The organism is Pseudomonas sp. ACN8 (genome assembly GCF_002303925.1).
Lineage (GTDB): Bacteria > Pseudomonadota > Gammaproteobacteria > Pseudomonadales > Pseudomonadaceae > Aquipseudomonas.
The window spans coordinates 82,647-99,300 of the sequence record NZ_MRCS01000008.1 but is presented as its reverse complement, the minus strand read 5'-3'; the positions used below and the strand labels follow the sequence as shown (position 1 = coordinate 99,300).

17 protein-coding genes are annotated in these 16,654 nt (G+C 58.8%); 12 read left to right on the top strand and 5 right to left on the bottom strand.

The genetic code is table 11. The features are described from left to right. Nucleotides 1-60: 60 nt before the first annotated feature. The 3 genes from argJ to BSF44_RS06470 all read left to right on the top strand — a co-directional run bounded on the left by argJ (nt 61) and on the right by BSF44_RS06470 (nt 3,015). A complete protein-coding gene (gene argJ / locus BSF44_RS06480; RefSeq protein WP_095942790.1) occupies nt 61-1,278 on the top strand; it encodes a bifunctional glutamate N-acetyltransferase/amino-acid acetyltransferase ArgJ in 1,218 nt (405 codons plus the stop codon). Between the two features lie 163 nt (nt 1,279-1,441). Continuing rightward, on the top strand, nt 1,442-2,074 hold the full coding sequence (locus BSF44_RS06475) for a glutathione S-transferase family protein (protein ID WP_095942789.1): 633 nt from the start codon (nt 1,442-1,444) through the stop codon (nt 2,072-2,074). Continuing rightward, a complete protein-coding gene (locus BSF44_RS06470) occupies nt 2,071-3,015 on the top strand; it encodes a Nudix family hydrolase (RefSeq protein ID WP_095942788.1) in 945 nt (314 codons plus the stop codon). The genes BSF44_RS06475 and BSF44_RS06470 overlap by 4 nt, the downstream gene beginning before the upstream one ends. Before the next feature lie 127 nt (nt 3,016-3,142). Here the strand turns inward: BSF44_RS06470 and BSF44_RS06465 are convergent, their stop codons facing one another. From BSF44_RS06465 to BSF44_RS06455, 3 genes are read right to left on the bottom strand one after another with little or no spacing between them, the layout of a single operon-like run. After that, nucleotides 3,143-3,724, bottom strand: coding sequence for a cob(I)yrinic acid a,c-diamide adenosyltransferase (locus BSF44_RS06465; protein ID WP_095942787.1), 582 nt, complete (start codon nt 3,722-3,724; stop codon nt 3,143-3,145). A gap of 2 nt (nt 3,725-3,726) precedes the next feature. Beyond that, the gene (locus BSF44_RS06460) at nt 3,727-5,763 is read right to left on the bottom strand and encodes a HAMP domain-containing sensor histidine kinase (RefSeq protein ID WP_095942786.1); all 2,037 of its coding nucleotides are present in this window, start codon (nt 5,761-5,763) and stop codon (nt 3,727-3,729) included. A 45-nt stretch (nt 5,764-5,808) separates the two neighbouring features. Then, complete coding sequence (locus tag BSF44_RS06455) at nt 5,809-6,726, bottom strand: putative 2-dehydropantoate 2-reductase (RefSeq protein WP_095942785.1); 918 nt, start codon at nt 6,724-6,726, stop codon at nt 5,809-5,811. Between the two features lie 135 nt (nt 6,727-6,861). Between BSF44_RS06455 and BSF44_RS06450 the strand changes: the two genes are divergently transcribed. After that, complete coding sequence (locus BSF44_RS06450; RefSeq protein WP_053155306.1) at nt 6,862-7,347, top strand: YajQ family cyclic di-GMP-binding protein; 486 nt, start codon at nt 6,862-6,864, stop codon at nt 7,345-7,347. A 136-nt stretch (nt 7,348-7,483) separates the two neighbouring features. Further along, on the top strand, nt 7,484-8,326 hold the full coding sequence (locus tag BSF44_RS06445; protein WP_095942784.1) for a mechanosensitive ion channel family protein: 843 nt from the start codon (nt 7,484-7,486) through the stop codon (nt 8,324-8,326). Nucleotides 8,327-8,467: 141 nt separating this feature from the next. On the opposite strand, the gene BSF44_RS06440 is transcribed toward BSF44_RS06445, so the two are convergent. Next, nucleotides 8,468-9,796 carry an OprD family porin gene (locus BSF44_RS06440; RefSeq protein WP_095942783.1) on the bottom strand — a complete coding sequence of 443 codons (1,329 nt, stop codon included), beginning with the start codon at nt 9,794-9,796 and terminating at the stop codon, nt 8,468-8,470. 910 nt (nt 9,797-10,706) lie between these two features. Between BSF44_RS06440 and BSF44_RS06435 the strand changes: the two genes are divergently transcribed. Both BSF44_RS06435 and BSF44_RS06430 read left to right on the top strand, forming a co-directional pair. Further along, a complete protein-coding gene (locus tag BSF44_RS06435; RefSeq protein WP_095942782.1) occupies nt 10,707-11,132 on the top strand; it encodes an HIT domain-containing protein in 426 nt (141 codons plus the stop codon). A 3-nt stretch (nt 11,133-11,135) separates the two neighbouring features. Then, on the top strand, nt 11,136-11,342 hold the full coding sequence (locus BSF44_RS06430; protein ID WP_008052459.1) for a SlyX family protein: 207 nt from the start codon (nt 11,136-11,138) through the stop codon (nt 11,340-11,342). 64 nt (nt 11,343-11,406) lie between these two features. Here BSF44_RS06430 and BSF44_RS30930 read toward each other — a convergent pair whose 3' ends face one another. After that, a complete protein-coding gene (locus tag BSF44_RS30930) occupies nt 11,407-12,009 on the bottom strand; it encodes a cold-shock protein (RefSeq protein WP_095942781.1) in 603 nt (200 codons plus the stop codon). A 413-nt stretch (nt 12,010-12,422) separates the two neighbouring features. On the opposite strand from BSF44_RS30930, the gene BSF44_RS06420 reads away from it, so the two are divergent. From BSF44_RS06420 to ruvC, 5 genes are all read left to right on the top strand, one after another. Then, on the top strand, nt 12,423-12,770 hold the full coding sequence (locus tag BSF44_RS06420) for a ribbon-helix-helix domain-containing protein (RefSeq protein ID WP_095942780.1): 348 nt from the start codon (nt 12,423-12,425) through the stop codon (nt 12,768-12,770). 124 nt (nt 12,771-12,894) lie between these two features. Continuing rightward, nucleotides 12,895-13,116 (top strand): FmdB family zinc ribbon protein, encoded by a 222-nt coding sequence (locus BSF44_RS06415; RefSeq protein WP_032829812.1) that lies wholly within the window; start codon nt 12,895-12,897, stop codon nt 13,114-13,116. Nucleotides 13,117-13,235: 119 nt separating this feature from the next. Further along, the gene (gene aspS / locus BSF44_RS06410; protein WP_095942779.1) at nt 13,236-15,011 is read left to right on the top strand and encodes an aspartate--tRNA ligase; all 1,776 of its coding nucleotides are present in this window, start codon (nt 13,236-13,238) and stop codon (nt 15,009-15,011) included. A gap of 128 nt (nt 15,012-15,139) precedes the next feature. After that, nucleotides 15,140-15,886 (top strand): YebC/PmpR family DNA-binding transcriptional regulator, encoded by a 747-nt coding sequence (locus tag BSF44_RS06405; protein ID WP_095942778.1) that lies wholly within the window; start codon nt 15,140-15,142, stop codon nt 15,884-15,886. Between the two features lie 157 nt (nt 15,887-16,043). Continuing rightward, nucleotides 16,044-16,568 carry a crossover junction endodeoxyribonuclease RuvC gene (gene ruvC / locus BSF44_RS06400; RefSeq protein WP_008015799.1) on the top strand — a complete coding sequence of 175 codons (525 nt, stop codon included), beginning with the start codon at nt 16,044-16,046 and terminating at the stop codon, nt 16,566-16,568. Nucleotides 16,569-16,654: the final 86 nt, after the last annotated feature.

The following is a 16,654-nucleotide window of genomic DNA, read 5'->3' as shown; positions in this document are numbered from 1 at the left end:
ACCATTCGAACCGCCGTTCTGCTGAAACGGTGCTGACATCATTTATAAAGGAGCGCATTCATGGCTGTTGGTCTTGGTCCTTTGCCAACGTTGCACCCGGTTGCCGGTTTTGAACTCGGTATCGCCTCGGCTGGCATCAAGCGCCCGGGGCGCAAGGATGTTGTGGTCATGCGCTGTGTAGAAGGCTCCACGGTTGCCGGCGTGTTCACCCTGAACGCCTTTTGCGCCGCACCGGTGATCCTGGCCAAACAACGCGTGCAAGGTGCTGTGCGTTACCTGCTGACCAACACCGGCAACGCCAACGCCGGCACCGGCGAGCCTGGCCTGGCCGCCGCCGAGCGCACTTGCGCGAAACTGGCCGAGTTGACCGGTGTCGATGCCAGCCAGGTGCTGCCGTATTCCACCGGTGTGATCGGCGAGCCGCTGCCCGTCGAGAAAATCGAAGGCGCGCTGCAAGCGGCCCTCGACGACCTGTCGATCCATAACTGGGAAGCTGCCGCCACCGGCATCATGACCACCGACACCCTGCCAAAAGGTGCCAGCCGTCAGTTCCAGCACGACGGTGTGACCGTCACCGTTACCGGGATCAGCAAAGGCGCCGGCATGATTCGCCCGAACATGGCGACCATGCTCGGCTACATCGCCACCGACGCCAAAGTCTCCCGCGACGTGCTGCAAAACCTGATGCTGGACGGCGCCAACAAATCGTTCAACCGTATCACCATCGATGGCGACACCTCGACCAACGACTGCTGCATGCTGATCGCTACCGGTCAGGCGGCGTTGCCGGAAATCACCCGTGCCGAAGGCGAGCTGTTCGCCAAGCTCAAGCAAGCGGTGTTCGAAGTGTGCATGGACGTGGCCCAGGCCATCGTTCGCGACGGTGAAGGCGCGACCAAATTCGTCACCGTTGAAGTCAACGGCGGCGGCAATCACCAGGAATGTCTGGATGTCGGTTACACCGTGGCCCACTCGCCGCTGATCAAGACCGCGCTGTTCGCCTCGGACCCGAACTGGGGCCGTATCCTGGCGGCCGTAGGCCGTGCCGGTGTGCCGAACCTGGACGTGAGCAAGATCGACGTATTCCTCGGTGAAGTGTGCATTGCCAGTCGTGGCGCGCGCGCGGCGACCTATACCGAAGCCCAGGGCGCGGCGGTGATGCAGCAGGAAGAAATTACCATCCGTATCGAGTTGGGTCGTGGCGATTGCAGCGAAACCATCTGGACCACCGACCTGTCCCACGAATACGTGAAGATCAACGCCGAGTACCGTACGTAAGACCGAGTCGGTCGAGCGCGACCCCGGCCTATCGCGAGCAGGCTCGCTCCCACATTGGATTTGTGTACACCTCGAACCACTGTTGGAGCGAGCCTGCTCGCGATGGCGATCTGTCAGTCACTAGCTAGACTGGCCTGTCTCCCTCATCCCAAAGGTCCCGAACATGAGCCTGCACCTGATCATCGGCGACAAACTGCTTTCTTCCTGGTCCCTGCGAGGCGCCTTGGCCCTCGACCTGACCGGCGCTTCCTACACCGAAGAACTGATCAAGCTGAACCAGCCGGACACCCGTGAGCGTCTGCTCAAGCATTCACCGAGCGGCAAGGTCCCGCTGCTGAAAACCGAACACGGCACCATCGCCGACTCCCTGGCGATTGCCGAATATCTGGCGGAACAGTTTCCCGACGCGAACCTGTGGCCCAAAGACACTGCCGCCCGTGCCCAGGCGCGTTCGGCCTGCGCGCAGATGCACAGTGGCTTTTTCGCCATGCGCGGCAACATGCCGTTCGACCTGAGCCATGACGCAGCACTGTCGCCGGTCCCGGCCGATGTCCTGGCGGACATCGAGCGCATGTCGGCGTTGTGGGCCGAGTGTCGTGCCGCTGCGACCGAGGGCGGTCCGTACCTGTTTGGCCGCATCACGTTGGCCGACGCGTTCTTTGCACCCATCGCCGTGCGCCTGCGCACCTATCGGGTGAAGCTGTCCGCGGCCGACGAAGCCTATGTTGAAACCCTCTACCAATGGCCAGCATTCAAGGCCTGGCAGAAGGCTGGACTGGAGGAGTTGCAAAGGTGAAACGAGTCCATGTCGCCGCCGCCGTCATCCGCGATGGCAGTGGCCAAATCCTGATCGCCCGTCGTGCTGACTCTCAGCATCAGGGCGGCTTGTGGGAGTTTCCCGGGGGCAAGGTCGAGGCCGATGAATCGGTCGAAACCGCACTGGCCCGTGAACTCCATGAGGAGCTGGGTATCGTGGTCGGCGCTGCGCGCCCGCTGATCAAGGTCCGGCACGATTACCCGGACAAACAGGTATTGCTGGATGTCTGGGAAGTCTCGGCGTTTACCGGCGAGCCCCACGGCGCCGAAGGCCAACCACTGGCCTGGGTGTCGCCCCGAGATCTATCGGATTACGAGTTTCCGGCAGCCAATCAGCCGATCGTCGCGGCCGCGAAACTACCCGCTCAGTACCTGATCACCCCGGAAGACCTGGAAACCCCGGCGTTGCTGCGGGGAATCCAGAAAGCCATCGCGGGTGGGATCAAACTGATCCAGTTGCGTGCACCAAACGGTTACGACCCGAAATACCGCGACCTGGCCGTGGATGCGGCAGGGCTGTGTGCCGGCAAGGCGCAATTGATGATCAAGGGGCCATTCGAATGGCTGGGCGACTTCCCGTCCGCCGGTTGGCACATTACCTCGGCGCAGCTGCGCAAGTACGCAGCGGCTGGCCGACCGTTACCGGCATCGCGCTGGCTGGCGGCTTCGTGCCATAACGCTGAAGAGCTGGCGCTGGCCGAACAGATGGGGGTGGATTTCGTGACCCTGTCGCCGGTGCAGCCAACCCTGACTCACCCTGGCGCCGAACCGTTGGGTTGGGAACAGGCATCGAGCTTGATCGAGGGCTTCAGCAAGCCAGTGTTCCTGCTTGGTGGCGTCGGCCCGGCTGAGGTCGAGAAAGCCTGGGCGGCGGGTGCACAGGGTGTGGCGGGGATTCGGGCGTTTTGGCCTGAGGCCTGATTCTGTGCTGTAGCTTATGACGCCATCGCGAGCAGGCTCGCTCCCACAGGTGACCGCATTGTTGCTGAAGAAATGCGATCAAATGTGGGAGCGAGCCTGCTCGCGATGAGGGCCTGACAGCCGCCGACTAAACCTCAGGTTTCGCAGCCGGCTGCCAAAGAATCTCGGCAATTCCCTGACGCTTGGCAATCAGCCGCGCCATCACAAACAACAAATCCGACAATCGATTGATGTAAGCCAGGCCAACCCCGGCCAACGGCTCAATCGCATTGAGCTGCTGACAGCGCCGTTCTGCGCTGCGCGCCAGGCTGCGGCAGACATGGGCCTGGGCAATCAGCGTCGAACCGCCGGGCAAGATGAAGTTTTCCAGCGGCCCCAACTCTTCATTCCACACATCGATCGCCGCTTCCAGACGTTCGATTTCCGCTGCATCCAACGCCTGATACACCGGCATCGCCAGTTCGCCACCCAGATCAAATAACCGATGCTGGCAGGGGGCCAATACCTCGATCACTTCGTTCAAGCCTGGAAACTGAGCAGTTTGCGCCGCCAACCCGGCCAGAAGCACCCCAACCTGGCTGTTCAGCGTATCGACTTCGCCAATGGCCTCGATCCGCGGGTGATCCTTGGGTACGCGACGACCATCGCCCAGCCCGGTCTCGCCTTTGTCGCCAGTGCGGGTGTAAATCTTCGACAAACGAAAGCCCATGGTTACCTCGATAGCAGGTTGAGTTGTTGCGAGACAGGCGGTGTACTCGCCAAGGGCAGGCGCAAGGTGAAGCAGGTGCCCTGGCCCAGGGTCGATTGCACTTCCATCTGCCCCTTGTGGTTATTGGTGATGATGAAGTACGACACCGACAGCCCAAGCCCGGTGCCCTGGCCGATTTCCTTGGTCGTGAAAAACGGCTCGAAGGTGCGTTTGCGCACATTTTCGCTCATGCCGATACCGTTGTCCTCGACCTGGATTTCCGCCCAGGGCGGATTGAGCCTGGTGCGCAGAATGATCCGCCCCGGCTCGCTGTCGTCTTCGCGCTGGTGGATGGCTTGCGCGGCGTTTTTCAACAGGTTGAGCAGCACTTGCTCCAGTTCGTTGGCGGTGCCGGGAACCGGTCCCAGCGAAGGATCGAACTGACGAATGATGGCCTGGCCCTTGAAGTCGAAACCGATCGCCAGGTCGAAATCGTTACCGGCGATCTCTACCGCCTGGTCGATCAGGGCGGGCAGGTCGCACGGGGCCATCTGGCGGGTGCTGCGACGGCTGAAGCTGAGCATGTGGGTAACGATTTTCGCCGCCCGGGCACCGGCCTGCTGGATGCCATCGAGCAACTGCGGCACTTCGCGGATTTGCAGGTACTGGTTGACCGTCGCCAGTTCGATGCCAGCCTGTTCGGCCACTTCGAGGTTTTTCGGTAAATCGGGCGACAGACGTCGGCGAATGTTTTGCACGTTGTGCAGGATCGCGCCCAGCGGGTTGTTGATCTCATGGGCCATGCCGGCGGCCAGGCCACCCACCGACAGCATTTTCTCCGACTGCACCATCATCTCTTCAAGGGACAGGCGCTGGGTGATGTCGTCGATCCGGATCACCACGCCGCGCCCGGCACCGCCCATCAACGGATAGAAGGTCAGGGCATAGTGGCGGGGTTCGTCGTCCTTGAGCCAGGTAACACGTTCGATCTTGGCCACCGTATGCTGCTCGACCGTTTGCTTGAGTTGCGGCAAGAACGGCTTGAGCGGTTCGAAGGCCAGGAAGATGGGCTGGTTGAGAGCTTCATCCAGGCGCGTGCCGGAGAGGGCGCTGGCCTCCTGGTTCCATTGCGTCACGTAGAGCTGTTCGTCGAGGGCGATCAGCGCCGATGGCATGGAGTCGATGATGCTGTTGAGGTAGTTCTGGAAACCGGTGAGCTTTTTCTCGATCTTGCTGCGCACCTGGACTTCGAGCTCCAGTTTGCGGTTGGTATGGCGGGTTTCTTCCGCCAGCCCCTGGGCCTGGTCGTAGGCCGCCTGGGAGTCGTCCCTGGCCCGCTTGAGTTGCTGCTCCCTGGCCTCGATCCGCGAGAGCATGGTATTGAACGCCTCGGCGAGGCTGCCGATTTCATCGTGGTTTCCGCGTGAAGCACGCAGTGCGTAGTTTTCTTCACGGGTGACCTGCCGGGACAACTCTTCGAGCTGGTGGATCGGCCGGGTAATCAGGCGCTTGATCTGGCGGGCAATGATCAGCCACAGCAATACGCTGAAGATCAGAATCCCCAGGCTCGCCGTCAGGGTCCCGGTGTAGAACGCCACTGGCAGTTCGCTTGAGGCCACCAACAGCAGGTGCCCTGGTGCCGCACCGGTGCGGGGCAGGGGGATGACTTGGTTGGTACGAAACTCGGTGGCCTGCCAGTCTTCGATATGCCGGAAGCGCTTCGGCAGCTCCAGGTTATCGCCATGCTGCAATTGCGCCAGTCGCTCACCCTTTCCGTCATACAGGGCCGCCGCGCGCAATGGCGAATAGCTGTTGAGTTCATTCAGCAGGCGCTCGGCGCTTTGCGGTGACGCCAGGGCCTCGGAGGCCAGGCTCGGGTTGGATACCAGCCGGCCGATGGTTTGCAGTGCCTGGGGCGCCATGCTTTCCTGGGAGATGTAGTAGGCGGCGCTGATAAAGGTCAGGTTGGCAACCAGCAGGACGGTGACCATCAGTACCAGCAGGGCGGCCAGCAGTTTCTGGCCGACGGGCAGGTTTTCAAGGCGCTGACGCAATGGCATCGGATTCATCGCAGACAAGGAACAAGTGGCCAGCGTAGCCGCTGCTCAGTCGCTGGGCAATCCAAGGCTTTGCAGGCGAGCGATCAACCTTGCCTCAAGCTGATTGAGGTGAGGCAGGTTCAGTTGATGACGCCCGGCCACTTTGCAGGCGTAACCGAGCAGGTAGCTGATTTCAGTGCGGCGCTGGCTTGTGACGTCCTGATGCATCGAGGAGTAGTTGGCTGCGGTGGCGTGAATCACCCGTTCGACTTCCGGCAACAGGTTTTCGGCCGCTGCCGGCTGACCACAACGCTCGAGCAACTCCACCAGTTCACCGCACAGGGTGGCGACTTCACAGTGATGTTGCTGCAAACCGCCGTTGCGGCAATCGTGCAGCACCGTCAGCGGATTGATCGCACAGTTGAGGGCGAGTTTGCGCCACAGCCGGGTCAGGATTTCGGTGCTCCACTCGTGAGGGATACCGGCAGCGCTCAGGTCGTCGAGCCAGATCGGCGCCACCGGATGGCTGGCATCCCCCAGCCAGGTGAAGCCATGCCCGGCAAACACCACGCGCCAATCGCCATCGCGGAAGGCACCTTCGGTACTCGAGGCATAGATGCAGCGAGCCTGAGGAACCTGTGCGGCCACCGCGTCCTGACTGCCCAGGCCATTTTGCAGCAGGATCAATTCGGCGCCTGGGGCCAGGCGTGGCGTCAATTGGGCCACCGCGCTTTCGGTATCGTAGGCTTTGCAGGCCACCAGCAGGCGGTGGATCGGTTGGGGATTGTCGGCTGTCTCGGCGGGTACGGCATAGTGTTGCGCCTCGCCGTGCTCCACCAGGGTCAATCCACCGGCCGCCTCATAGGCCTGCAGTCTCGCGGTGTCCCGCAGTATCAGCCTGACCGGCACGCCAGCCCGTGCCAGACGTGTCGCCCATAAGGTGCCGAGGCTGCCGGCGCCCAGTACATGCCAGGTGGTGGACATCAACTTTTTGCTCTGTTTAAGGCGTGCATCGGCAGCTCGCAGTGAATGATGGGAAAGACCCGTTATAATCAGCGCGGATTTTAACCGCAAGCCAGGCGTGCTCCATCAGTGCGCCTTTAAATTTGGAGAGATTACATGCCGTCGTTCGACGTGGTATCCGAACTGGACAAACACGAAGTCACCAACGCGGTCGAGAACGCCGTCAAGGAACTCGATCGTCGTTATGACCTGAAAGGCAAAGGCAGCTTCGAGTTCAAGGAAAAAGACCTGACCGTCAACCTGACCGCCGAAGCGGATTTCCAGCTCGAAGCGATGATTGAGATCCTCAAGCTGGCGCTGGTCAAGCGCAAAATCGACGTGCAGTGCCTTGAAGTCAAGGACGCGTTCGCATCGGGCAAGCTGATGAAACAGGAAGCCGTCCTCAAGGAAGGCATCGACAAGGAGCTGGCGAAGAAAATCGTCGCCCATGTCAAAGACGCCAAGCTCAAGGTTCAGGCGGCCATTCAGGGCGAGCAGGTTCGTATCACCGGCAAAAAGCGTGATGACCTGCAAGAAGCCATTGCAGCGCTGCGGGCCAAGGAATTCGGTATGCCGCTGCAGTTCAACAACTTCCGCGACTGAGTCTCGAAGCGGGAACCTCTAGGCGTTTGCGACGTCGGAGGCCAAGCAGCGGCAGAAACGATTGAGCCCGTCGCGGTTCGGTCTTTCTGCCGCTTTTTTTGTGCATGCCGGGTAGCCGGAAAACAGGAGAGTGTAGATGGACTTAAATGCCGAGGTAGACAATCTGGTCAAGGTATCCCAAAGCTGGATCCCGATGATCATGGAATACGGCAGCCGTGTACTGCTGGCGGTCATCACCCTGGCCATCGGCTGGTGGCTGATCAACAAGGTCACGAAAAAGCTCGGCGGCCTGATTGCATTGCGTAATGCCGACCTGGCGCTGCAAGGCTTCATCAGCAGCCTGGCGAACATCATCCTCAAGATCCTGCTGATCGTCAGCGTGGCCTCGATGATCGGTGTGGAAACCACTTCGTTTGTGGCGGCGATCGGCGCGGCTGGCCTGGCCATTGGCCTGGCCTTGCAGGGCAGCCTGGCGAACTTCGCCGGTGGCGTGCTGATTTTGCTGTTCCGTCCGTTTCGCATTGGTGACTGGATCGAGGCTCAGGGTATCGCCGGTACTGTCGATAGCATCCAGATTTTCCATACCGTGCTGCGTACCGGTGACAACAAGACCATCATCGTGCCTAACGGCAATCTGTCGAATGGCATCATCACCAACACCAATCGTCAGCCGACCCGCAAAGTCGTGTTTGATGTCGGTGTTGATTACGAAGCGGACCTGCAGAAAGCCCGTGAAGTTTTGCTGGAATTGGCCAAGGATCCGCGTGTATTGGCCGATCCGGAGCCGCTGGCCGTTGTTTCCACCCTGGGTGACAGTGCGATCACGCTTTCGCTTCGTGTCTGGGTAAAGACTGCCGATTACTGGGACGTGATGTTCATGTTCAACGAACTGTCCCGTGACCGTCTGCGAGAGGCCGGCATCGATATTCCATTTCCACAGCGGGTTATTCGAGTGGTTCAGGAATCTGCGGTGCAGTGACAGGTCTTGCCATACACGGCTGACTTTTCGGTCAGGCATGGATAGCGATTGTTCAATAATTGAACAGTTTGCATAGACAACAAAAAAGGCCCATCCGAAGATGGGCCTTTTGTTTTGTTACCGCAAACTAACTGAATGCGATTACAAAACCGACAGCGGGTAGTCGACGATGAAACGGAACTCTTTCACGTCGCCTTCACCTTGGTCGGCGTTAGCGAAGTGCCATGCCTGACGAATACGGAAGGACAGGTCTTTTGCCGGGCCAGACTGAACAACGTACTTGGCTTCGAAGTTGGTTTCGTTGTGCTTGCCATCTGCACCGTACAGACCAGCGTAGGCGCTGTTAGCTGGAGTGTTGGTACCGTCGATGTCCCAACCTTTCACATAACGGGTCATGAAGCTCAGACCTGGAACGCCGTACTCGGCCATTTTCAGGTCGTAACGAACCTGGGCAGACTTCTCGTTCGGGGCGTTGAAGTCAGAGTACTGGATGGAGTTGGCGAGGAAGATCGAGTCGCCGCCGCGGTTGTTCTTGCCCACACCGATGTAGTCGAACGGAGTGTCACCGTTGACCTTCTGGAAGCCCAGGGTAATGGTGTGTGCTTTCATGAACGAGAAAGCAGCAGCCAGGGAGAACGTGGTGTTGCTGATATCACCGGCTTTGGCATCACCGGTGTCTTTGGTGTTGTAGATGTTACCGTCCAGGTTCAGCGACTCAGAGTCGGTGAATGGGATGGTGTAGTTCAGGTTGGCGTAGTACTGGTTCCAGATGTCTTCCAGCTTGGCGCCATACAGCGATGCCGACAGGTTGTCGGTGATGCCGTATTTACCACCGAAGTAGTCGATGCTGTTGGCTTCTACGCCAGCGTAGGTTGCAAACAGGCCGCCGTCACGGGCGTTGCGGTCCTGGCTGGTCGCCGAGTAGAAGTGACCGGCTTCGAGGTCAAGGTCTTTGACTTCGCTGCTCTGCAGCTGGATGCCGCTGGCAGTTTGAGGAAGGATACGGGAGCCGCCAACTGCAAACACTGGGGCAGTGCTTGGCTGCATGTCGCCGACTTTCAGCTCGGTTTTGGATACGCGGAATTTAACTGCGCCGCCTGCTTTGCCCTGGCTGTCGTTGACTTCGCCATCAGCGTCGCGGCTCATGTTGCCGGTGCCGCCGGTGCCATCACCGCCGTCCAGTTTGATTGCCAGGTAGCCGAATGCATCAACACCAACACCGATCAGGCCTTGGGTGTAACCGGAGCTGAAATTGCCCCAGATGCCTTGGGTCCAGTCTTTCTGGTCGTTGGCGCCATCTTTGTTATCACGGTTGAAGTAGTAGTTGCGAACCAGCAAGTTCAGCGTGCTGTCTTCAACAATACCTTTGGCTTCAGCCTGGTCACTTACGAAAGGGGCGGCCGTAGCCAATTGGGTACTGGCTGCTGCTGCAACTGCCAGTGCGATCATGCTCCACTTCATCACGCGCATCGTGATTTGCTCCTTTGGTTTTAGAAGAGTACTGCCGTCCCACCTGTTTTATTATCTGGGCGGCTCTTTCTTTTTGTGTCGGCGCAAACTTATATCACGCCGACAATGTTGGCGATACTTGCGCATCTAACCTTTCGCCTTCTTTACGACCCTGTCGCAAACAGCATGGTAGATGTCGCAAATTTCCAGCTCCGACGCAACAGGGCGGACAACTTTAATGCTGTTTTCTGCGCCTTGTCGTCGGTAAAAAGAGTCCTGGTGAAACGTTTGAATCTCCATCGGGCTACCTTGCCACTATTTTTTTTACCTGAGGGCCTCCGCTTCCAGCGGGTGCCACTCGGGCGATACTGGGTATCAATGCAACAAGCGTGCACAAACTCGTGTTTTGTTACGCTTTTTTTCCAATTGACTGCCAGATGCTGTAAATACCTCATAAAACCGGGGGGCTCAAGCGCTTTTGGTTTGGGCTTGACGCCTTGCCTGATATCATGTTGCGCCCTTCTGATCGACAGTCTGGCAACCAGAAATGTTACCGGTTCACCCCACAACTGAGTAAATGGCGGATGTCGAAGCGTTCAGCGTAGACCTACTGTGCGGTTTTGGTGCAAAAAATTTTTGCCCTGTACTGAATTCATCTCTGTCGGCCGCTTGCCTGAAGCGAACTTTTCCTTGTTGATCAGTCATTTCGGCGTTTTTTCGCTGCTATCCGGTTCTGCAATGGTGCGCGGTAGTGAAAATTGTCCCATCCGGGGGCGTCTGTCAGTTTTTTGCTGACGCTCGTGGCCTCGATGCAAGGTTCGCCGTGAAGCCTGCGCCGTTCGCAGGTATGCTGCCGTCCGGTCGCTTGGTGCGCTGTCCTTCTGGATAGAGCGCTAAGCTGAAAAATGATGACCCGGCGGGAGTGCGCGCAGTGTTCGCTTTAGATCCACGACTTCAACAAGACACGTTACTGATCGGGGACTTTCCGCTCTGCCGGTTGCTGCTGTCCAACGATTCGAACTATCCCTGGTTCATCCTGGTACCTCGTCGCGAGGCTATCAGCGAGATATTTCAGTTGGATGTCGCAGAGCAGCAACAGCTTTGGCAGGAAACCACTGCGCTGTCGCAAGTGCTCAAGGATGCGTTCGATGCGGACAAGTTGAATGTGGCGGCGCTGGGCAATGTCGTCAGTCAGTTGCACATGCATGTGATTGTGCGCAAGCGCGAAGATGCCGCCTGGCCAGCGCCGGTTTGGGGTAAACATCCGGCAAAACCCTACGGTTCGGAGCAGATCGCCGCGATTCGCGAACGTTTGCGCTTGATTTTGACCGATGATTTTACGTTTCTGGAGGGCTGAACCATGAGCCTGGAAGAGCGCGTTACCGAGCTGGAAAGCCGTCTGGCGTTTCAGGATGACACCATTCAGGCATTGAACGATGTGCTGGTGGCGCAGCAACGGGTGGTCGAGCGCCTGCAGCTGCAAATGGCCGCGCTGCTCAAGCGGCAGGAGGAAATGGTCGGGCAGTTCGAGTCATTCGAAGAAGAAGCGCCGCCGCCGCACTATTAGGCAAATCACAGGCATGAAAAAACCGCGGACAGCTGGGCTGTGCGCGGTTTTTTTTTGCCTTGAATCAGCGGCGCGGCAGTGCGGCGATCACATCTTCGGCTTGCAGGCCCTTGTCACGATTCATGACGGAGAACTCCACGCGCTGGCCTTCGACCAGGACACGATGGCCTTCACCGCGAATGGCCCGGAAGTGGACGAAGATGTCGTCGCCGGAGTCGCGGGAGATGAAGCCGAAGCCTTTGGATGTGTTGAACCACTTGACGGTGCCGGTATCGCGGTTGCTCATGTCGTAGCTTGGCGAGGCGGCGGCTGGTGACGACTTGTAGAAGCTGATGCCCAGGTGCAGGGCAACGGCAACCAGGGCTGCGACCAGGCTGAACAGTACGGCGGGTTGACCGGCGATGACGGGCATCGGTGCGATCAGCGTCAGGGTTTGCAGGACCACGCTCAGAACCAGCAGGGCGCTGACCAGGTTTTGCAGTTGGTGACGCGGGCCTTTGTTCCAGTAAGGGATGACTGGTGCAAGCGTAAGGTTGAGCAGGCCGAAAAAGGCCAGGTACAGTGCGTCGGGTTGTTGCAGGTAAGGCAAGGCTTCGGATTGCAGGCTAGGGATGAAGGACAGCAGCAAGGCCGCTGCGCCTATCAACAGATGGACGATTTTCAACATTTTGATTAACTCACGTTAAGACAGCTCACAAGGAAGAGCTGATGGCGCACGGTTCGCTTCAAGATAATAAAGAGGCGTTGGACACGTACCCGGTATCAGCCTATGCGCCATGCCCGGAAAAATAGGCATTGGCGACACGCTGTCTATTTAACAGCAAAGCCGCAGGCTACTCAAATCAGGGCGTCCGGCGGCTCTTTTCGGGGCGAATTGCCGCAGGTTCTGAAGGGGATATCGCTTCGCTGCGTGGGAAAATGTCCGGAGTAGGACGTTCTCCAGGGTCTGCCAAAAGTTGTTGGCTTATCCTACGTCGAGGGTCATAAAGTCGGCTGGAAAATACCTTTGTATCTGCGTTTTTATAAGGCGACAGACAGTTGCGCTTAAAGAAACCAGGATGGCAAAGGAGTGTCAGCGTTATGGTTTATGAAAGGCAGGAAGAGCGGCGATACGGTTCGCGCAAGGATGTAAGGGTTGATCCGTTTGTTCGCGAGTTCGATATGGGGCTGGCCCAGCCCTTGTCCCGCTCCGTGCGATTGAATGGCTTCGCCACCTGTTTGCGGCTTGAGCAGGTTTATTGGGACATTTTGGCGGAGATGGCCCGGGTCAATGGTTGCTCGATCAATAACCTGTTGTCTCATGTGGATCGCGAAGTTCACTTGCGCCATGGCGGGGTAAGGAACTTCAGTGGATTGGTTCGGGTTGTCTGCGTCGTGCACAGTCTCAAGGACGGGGGTTGCATTGCCACGGCCTGGTCGGGGCGGTGAAAACAGCAGAGTGTCGGCCTGTGCAGTCTTACGGCTGCACAGGCCGCATTTAATGGATATAATCCCGCTCTTTGCCGCAAAACCCTGCGTAAGCGGTAGCAATCTGATCGCCGAGACAACCTCCATGCCGATGTACGATTATCAATGTGCTTCCTGTGGTCATCAGTTGGAAGCCATTCAAAAGATCAGCGATGCACCGCTGGTCGACTGCCCTGCCTGTCAGGCGCCAGAGCTTAAGAAGTTGCTGTCCATGCCGGGCTTCCGCCTCAGCGGCACGGGTTGGTACGAAACCGATTTCAAGACCGGTTCCAAGAAGAACCTGGCCGGCGGCGACAAAGCTGACTAAGGTCTGGAACCTGAGTTGAACGACACGCGAGCTCTTGCATCACCCGGCGACTTTTTAAAGGCGGGGCTGCTGTAGGATCTCCAACCGAATTTCGAATTACGAGAAGTGAAACCACGACCATGATGCGCAGCCATTATTGCGGCCAACTGAACGAAAGCCTGGACGGCCAGGAAATTACCCTTTGCGGATGGGTCCACCGTCGCCGTGACCACGGTGGGGTGATTTTCCTCGATATCCGTGATCGTGATGGTCTGGCCCAGGTTGTGTTCGATCCGGACCGCGCTGAAACCTTCGCCGCTGCCGACCGCGTGCGCAGCGAGTACGTCGTGAAGATCACCGGCAAGGTTCGCCTGCGTCCGGCCGGTGCGACCAACGCCAACATGGCGTCGGGCATGATCGAAGTCCTGGGCTACGAGCTGGAAGTGCTGAACGAATCGGAAACTCCGCCGTTCCCGTTGAACGAGTTCTCCGACGTCGGCGAAGAAACCCGCCTGCGCTATCGCTTCCTCGACCTGCGTCGCCCGGAAATGGCCGAGAAGCTGCGTCTGCGTTCGCGCATGACCACCAGCATCCGTCGCTTCCTGGACGAGAACGGCTTCCTCGATGTCGAGACGCCGATCCTGACCCGTGCCACCCCGGAAGGCGCACGCGACTACCTGGTGCCGAGCCGTACTCATGCCGGATCGTTCTTCGCCTTGCCGCAATCGCCGCAGCTGTTCAAGCAACTGCTGATGGTGGCTGGCTTCGACCGTTACTACCAGATCGCCAAGTGCTTCCGTGACGAAGACCTGCGGGCCGACCGTCAGCCGGAATTCACCCAGATCGACATCGAGACCAGCTTCCTCGATGAAAAAGAGATCATGGGCCTGACCGAGCAAATGATCCGCAACCTGTTCAAGGAAGTGCTGGGCCTGGAATTCGGTGAGTTCCCGCACATGACCTTCGAAGAAGCCATGCGCCGCTACGGTTCCGACAAGCCAGACCTGCGTAACCCGCTGGAGCTGGTGGACGTGGCCGATCAGCTCAAGGAAGTCGACTTCAAGGTGTTCAGCGGTCCGGCCAACGACCCGAAATGCCGTATCGCCGCCTTGCGTGTACCTGGCGGGGCGAGCATGCCGCGCAAGCAGATCGACGACTACACCAAGTTCGTCGGCATCTACGGTGCCAAGGGCCTGGCGTACATCAAGGTCAACGAGCGCGCCAAGGGTGTTGAAGGCCTGCAGTCGCCAATCGTGAAGAACATCCCTGAAGACAACCTCAACGTGATCCTCGATCGCGTGGGGGCGGTCGACGGCGATATCGTGTTCTTCGGTGCCGACAAGGCGAAGATCGTCAGCGAAGCCCTGGGCGCGCTGCGGATCAAGCTCGGCCACGACCTGGATCTGCTGACCTGCAAGTGGGCACCAATGTGGGTCGTCGACTTCCCGATGTTCGAAGAAAACGACGACGGCAGCTTCACCGCCTTGCACCACCCGTTCACCGCACCGAAGTGCACCCCGCAAGAGCTGGAAACCAACCCGGCTGGCGCTCTGTCCCGTGCCTACGACATGGTGTTGAACGGCACCGAACTGGGTGGCGGTTCGATCCGTATCCACCGTAAAGAGATGCAGCAGTCGGTGTTCCGTCTGTTGGGCATCAACGAAGCGGAACAGGAAGAGAAATTCGGCTTCCTGCTCGACGCCCTGAAATACGGCGCGCCGCCGCACGGTGGCCTGGCCTTCGGTCTGGACCGCCTGGTGATGCTGATGACCGGCGCCCAGTCGATCCGTGAAGTGATCGCCTTCCCGAAAACCCAGAGCGCGGCAGATGTCATGACTCAGGCACCGGGCCAGGTGGATGCCAAGGCATTGCGCGAGCTGCACATTCGTCTGCGCGAAACGCCTAAGGCCGAGTAAGGCTGACCTGAAGGGCGCATCTGTGGATGCGCCCTTTCTTTATAGATAGAGCAGTTCAAGATTTTTGTTTGCCGGCCGGCGCAATACAGCGCAGCGGGCAATGTTTCAAAGAGAATTCGGAGCGAGTTATGGCAGGTCATTCCAAGTGGGCGAACATCAAGCACCGCAAAGAACGTCAGGATGCCAAGAAGGGCAAGATTTTCACCAAGTGGATCCGCGAGTTGACCGTCGCTGCCCGTCAGGGCGGTGGTGATCCGGGCTCCAACCCGCGTCTGCGCCTGGCGCTGGACAAGGCCCTTGGTGCAAACATGAGCCGCGACATCATCGATCGCGCGGTTGCCCGTGGTGCCGGCGCAGCCGACACCGATGACATGGTCGAGCTGACCTACGAAGGGTACGGCCCGGGCGGCGTGGCGGTGATGGTCGAATGCATGACCGACAACCGTAATCGCACCGCAGCCGCTGTTCGTCACGCGTTCAGCAAATGCGGCGGCAACCTGGGGACTGACGGTTCGGTGGCCTATCTGTTCGAACGCAAGGGGCAGATCTCCTTCGCTGCCGGCGTTGACGAAGATGCGCTGATGGAAGCCGCCATGGAAGCCGACGCCGATGACGTGGTGACCAACGAAGACGGTTCGATCGACGTGTTCACCTCGTTTGCCGGGTTCTATTCGGTGCGTAACGCACTGGAAGCGGCGGGTTTCAAGGGTGACGACGCGGAAATCGTCATGTTGCCGACCACCAGCGCCGAGCTCGATCTGGAAGGCGCCGAGAAAGTCCTCAAGCTGATCGACATGCTCGAAGACCTGGATGACGTGCAGAACGTCTATTCCAATGCCGAGATTCCGGAGTCGGTGGCTGCACAGTTCGGTTAAGGGCGACCAGGATACATTGTGGGAGCGAGCCTGCTCGCGATTGCGGATTTTCAGGCAGCATCGTTGCTGGATGTGAAATCGCTATCGCGAGCAGGCTCGCTCCCACATTTGTTTTTCGTTGTATTGAATTTCGTGCTTTTAATGAGTCGCAGGCGTTATGACTTTAATTCTTGGTATCGACCCCGGTTCGCGTATCACCGGTTACGGTGTGGTTCGTGATACCGGCCGTGGCTGTGAGTACGTCGCCTCCGGTTGTATCCGCACCGGTGCCGGCGAGCTGCATGAGCGACTGCAGATTGTCTATCGCGGGGTACGGGAGATCATTCAGACTTACCATCCGGTGACCATGGGGATCGAAAAGGTTTTCATGGCCCGTAACGCCGATTCCGCCCTGAAACTGGGGCAGGCCCGTGGCGCAGCGATCGTCGCGGGTGCCGAGGAAAGCCTGGAAATAGCCGAATACACCGCAACCCAGGTCAAGCAGGCGGTCGTCGGCACCGGTGCGGCCAACAAGGAGCAGGTGCAAATGATGGTCATGCACATGCTCAAGCTCACCAGTAAACCGCAGATCGATGCCTCGGACGCCCTGGCCATTGCCATTTGCCATGCTCACACTCGCTCCAGCCTGCTGCCCCATGGGCTGGGAGCTGCACGCAGTCGTGGCGGGCGCCTGCGTCTCTGATAGCATCAGCAATCATTTTCATGGAGTGAGTGCGTTCCGCCTGTGTCGTCGGCGGTATTGCTCGCTCTATCAGTCGCTGGCCAAGA

Coding starts and splice junctions, on each gene's coding strand:
- argJ (WP_095942790.1), top strand. CDS start 61: ATGGCTGTTGGTCTTGGTCCTTTGCCAACGTTGCACCCGGTTGCCGGT.
- BSF44_RS06475 (WP_095942789.1), top strand. CDS start 1,442: ATGAGCCTGCACCTGATCATCGGCGACAAACTGCTTTCTTCCTGGTCC.
- BSF44_RS06465 (WP_095942787.1), bottom strand. CDS start 3,724: ATGGGCTTTCGTTTGTCGAAGATTTACACCCGCACTGGCGACAAAGGC.
- BSF44_RS06460 (WP_095942786.1), bottom strand. CDS start 5,763: ATGCCATTGCGTCAGCGCCTTGAAAACCTGCCCGTCGGCCAGAAACTG.
- BSF44_RS06455 (WP_095942785.1), bottom strand. CDS start 6,726: ATGTCCACCACCTGGCATGTACTGGGCGCCGGCAGCCTCGGCACCTTA.
- BSF44_RS06450 (WP_053155306.1), top strand. CDS start 6,862: ATGCCGTCGTTCGACGTGGTATCCGAACTGGACAAACACGAAGTCACC.
- BSF44_RS06445 (WP_095942784.1), top strand. CDS start 7,484: ATGGACTTAAATGCCGAGGTAGACAATCTGGTCAAGGTATCCCAAAGC.
- BSF44_RS06440 (WP_095942783.1), bottom strand. CDS start 9,796: ATGCGCGTGATGAAGTGGAGCATGATCGCACTGGCAGTTGCAGCAGCA.
- BSF44_RS06430 (WP_008052459.1), top strand. CDS start 11,136: ATGAGCCTGGAAGAGCGCGTTACCGAGCTGGAAAGCCGTCTGGCGTTT.
- BSF44_RS30930 (WP_095942781.1), bottom strand. CDS start 12,009: ATGTTGAAAATCGTCCATCTGTTGATAGGCGCAGCGGCCTTGCTGCTG.
- BSF44_RS06420 (WP_095942780.1), top strand. CDS start 12,423: ATGGTTTATGAAAGGCAGGAAGAGCGGCGATACGGTTCGCGCAAGGAT.
- BSF44_RS06415 (WP_032829812.1), top strand. CDS start 12,895: ATGCCGATGTACGATTATCAATGTGCTTCCTGTGGTCATCAGTTGGAA.
- aspS (WP_095942779.1), top strand. CDS start 13,236: ATGATGCGCAGCCATTATTGCGGCCAACTGAACGAAAGCCTGGACGGC.
- BSF44_RS06405 (WP_095942778.1), top strand. CDS start 15,140: ATGGCAGGTCATTCCAAGTGGGCGAACATCAAGCACCGCAAAGAACGT.
- ruvC (WP_008015799.1), top strand. CDS start 16,044: ATGACTTTAATTCTTGGTATCGACCCCGGTTCGCGTATCACCGGTTAC.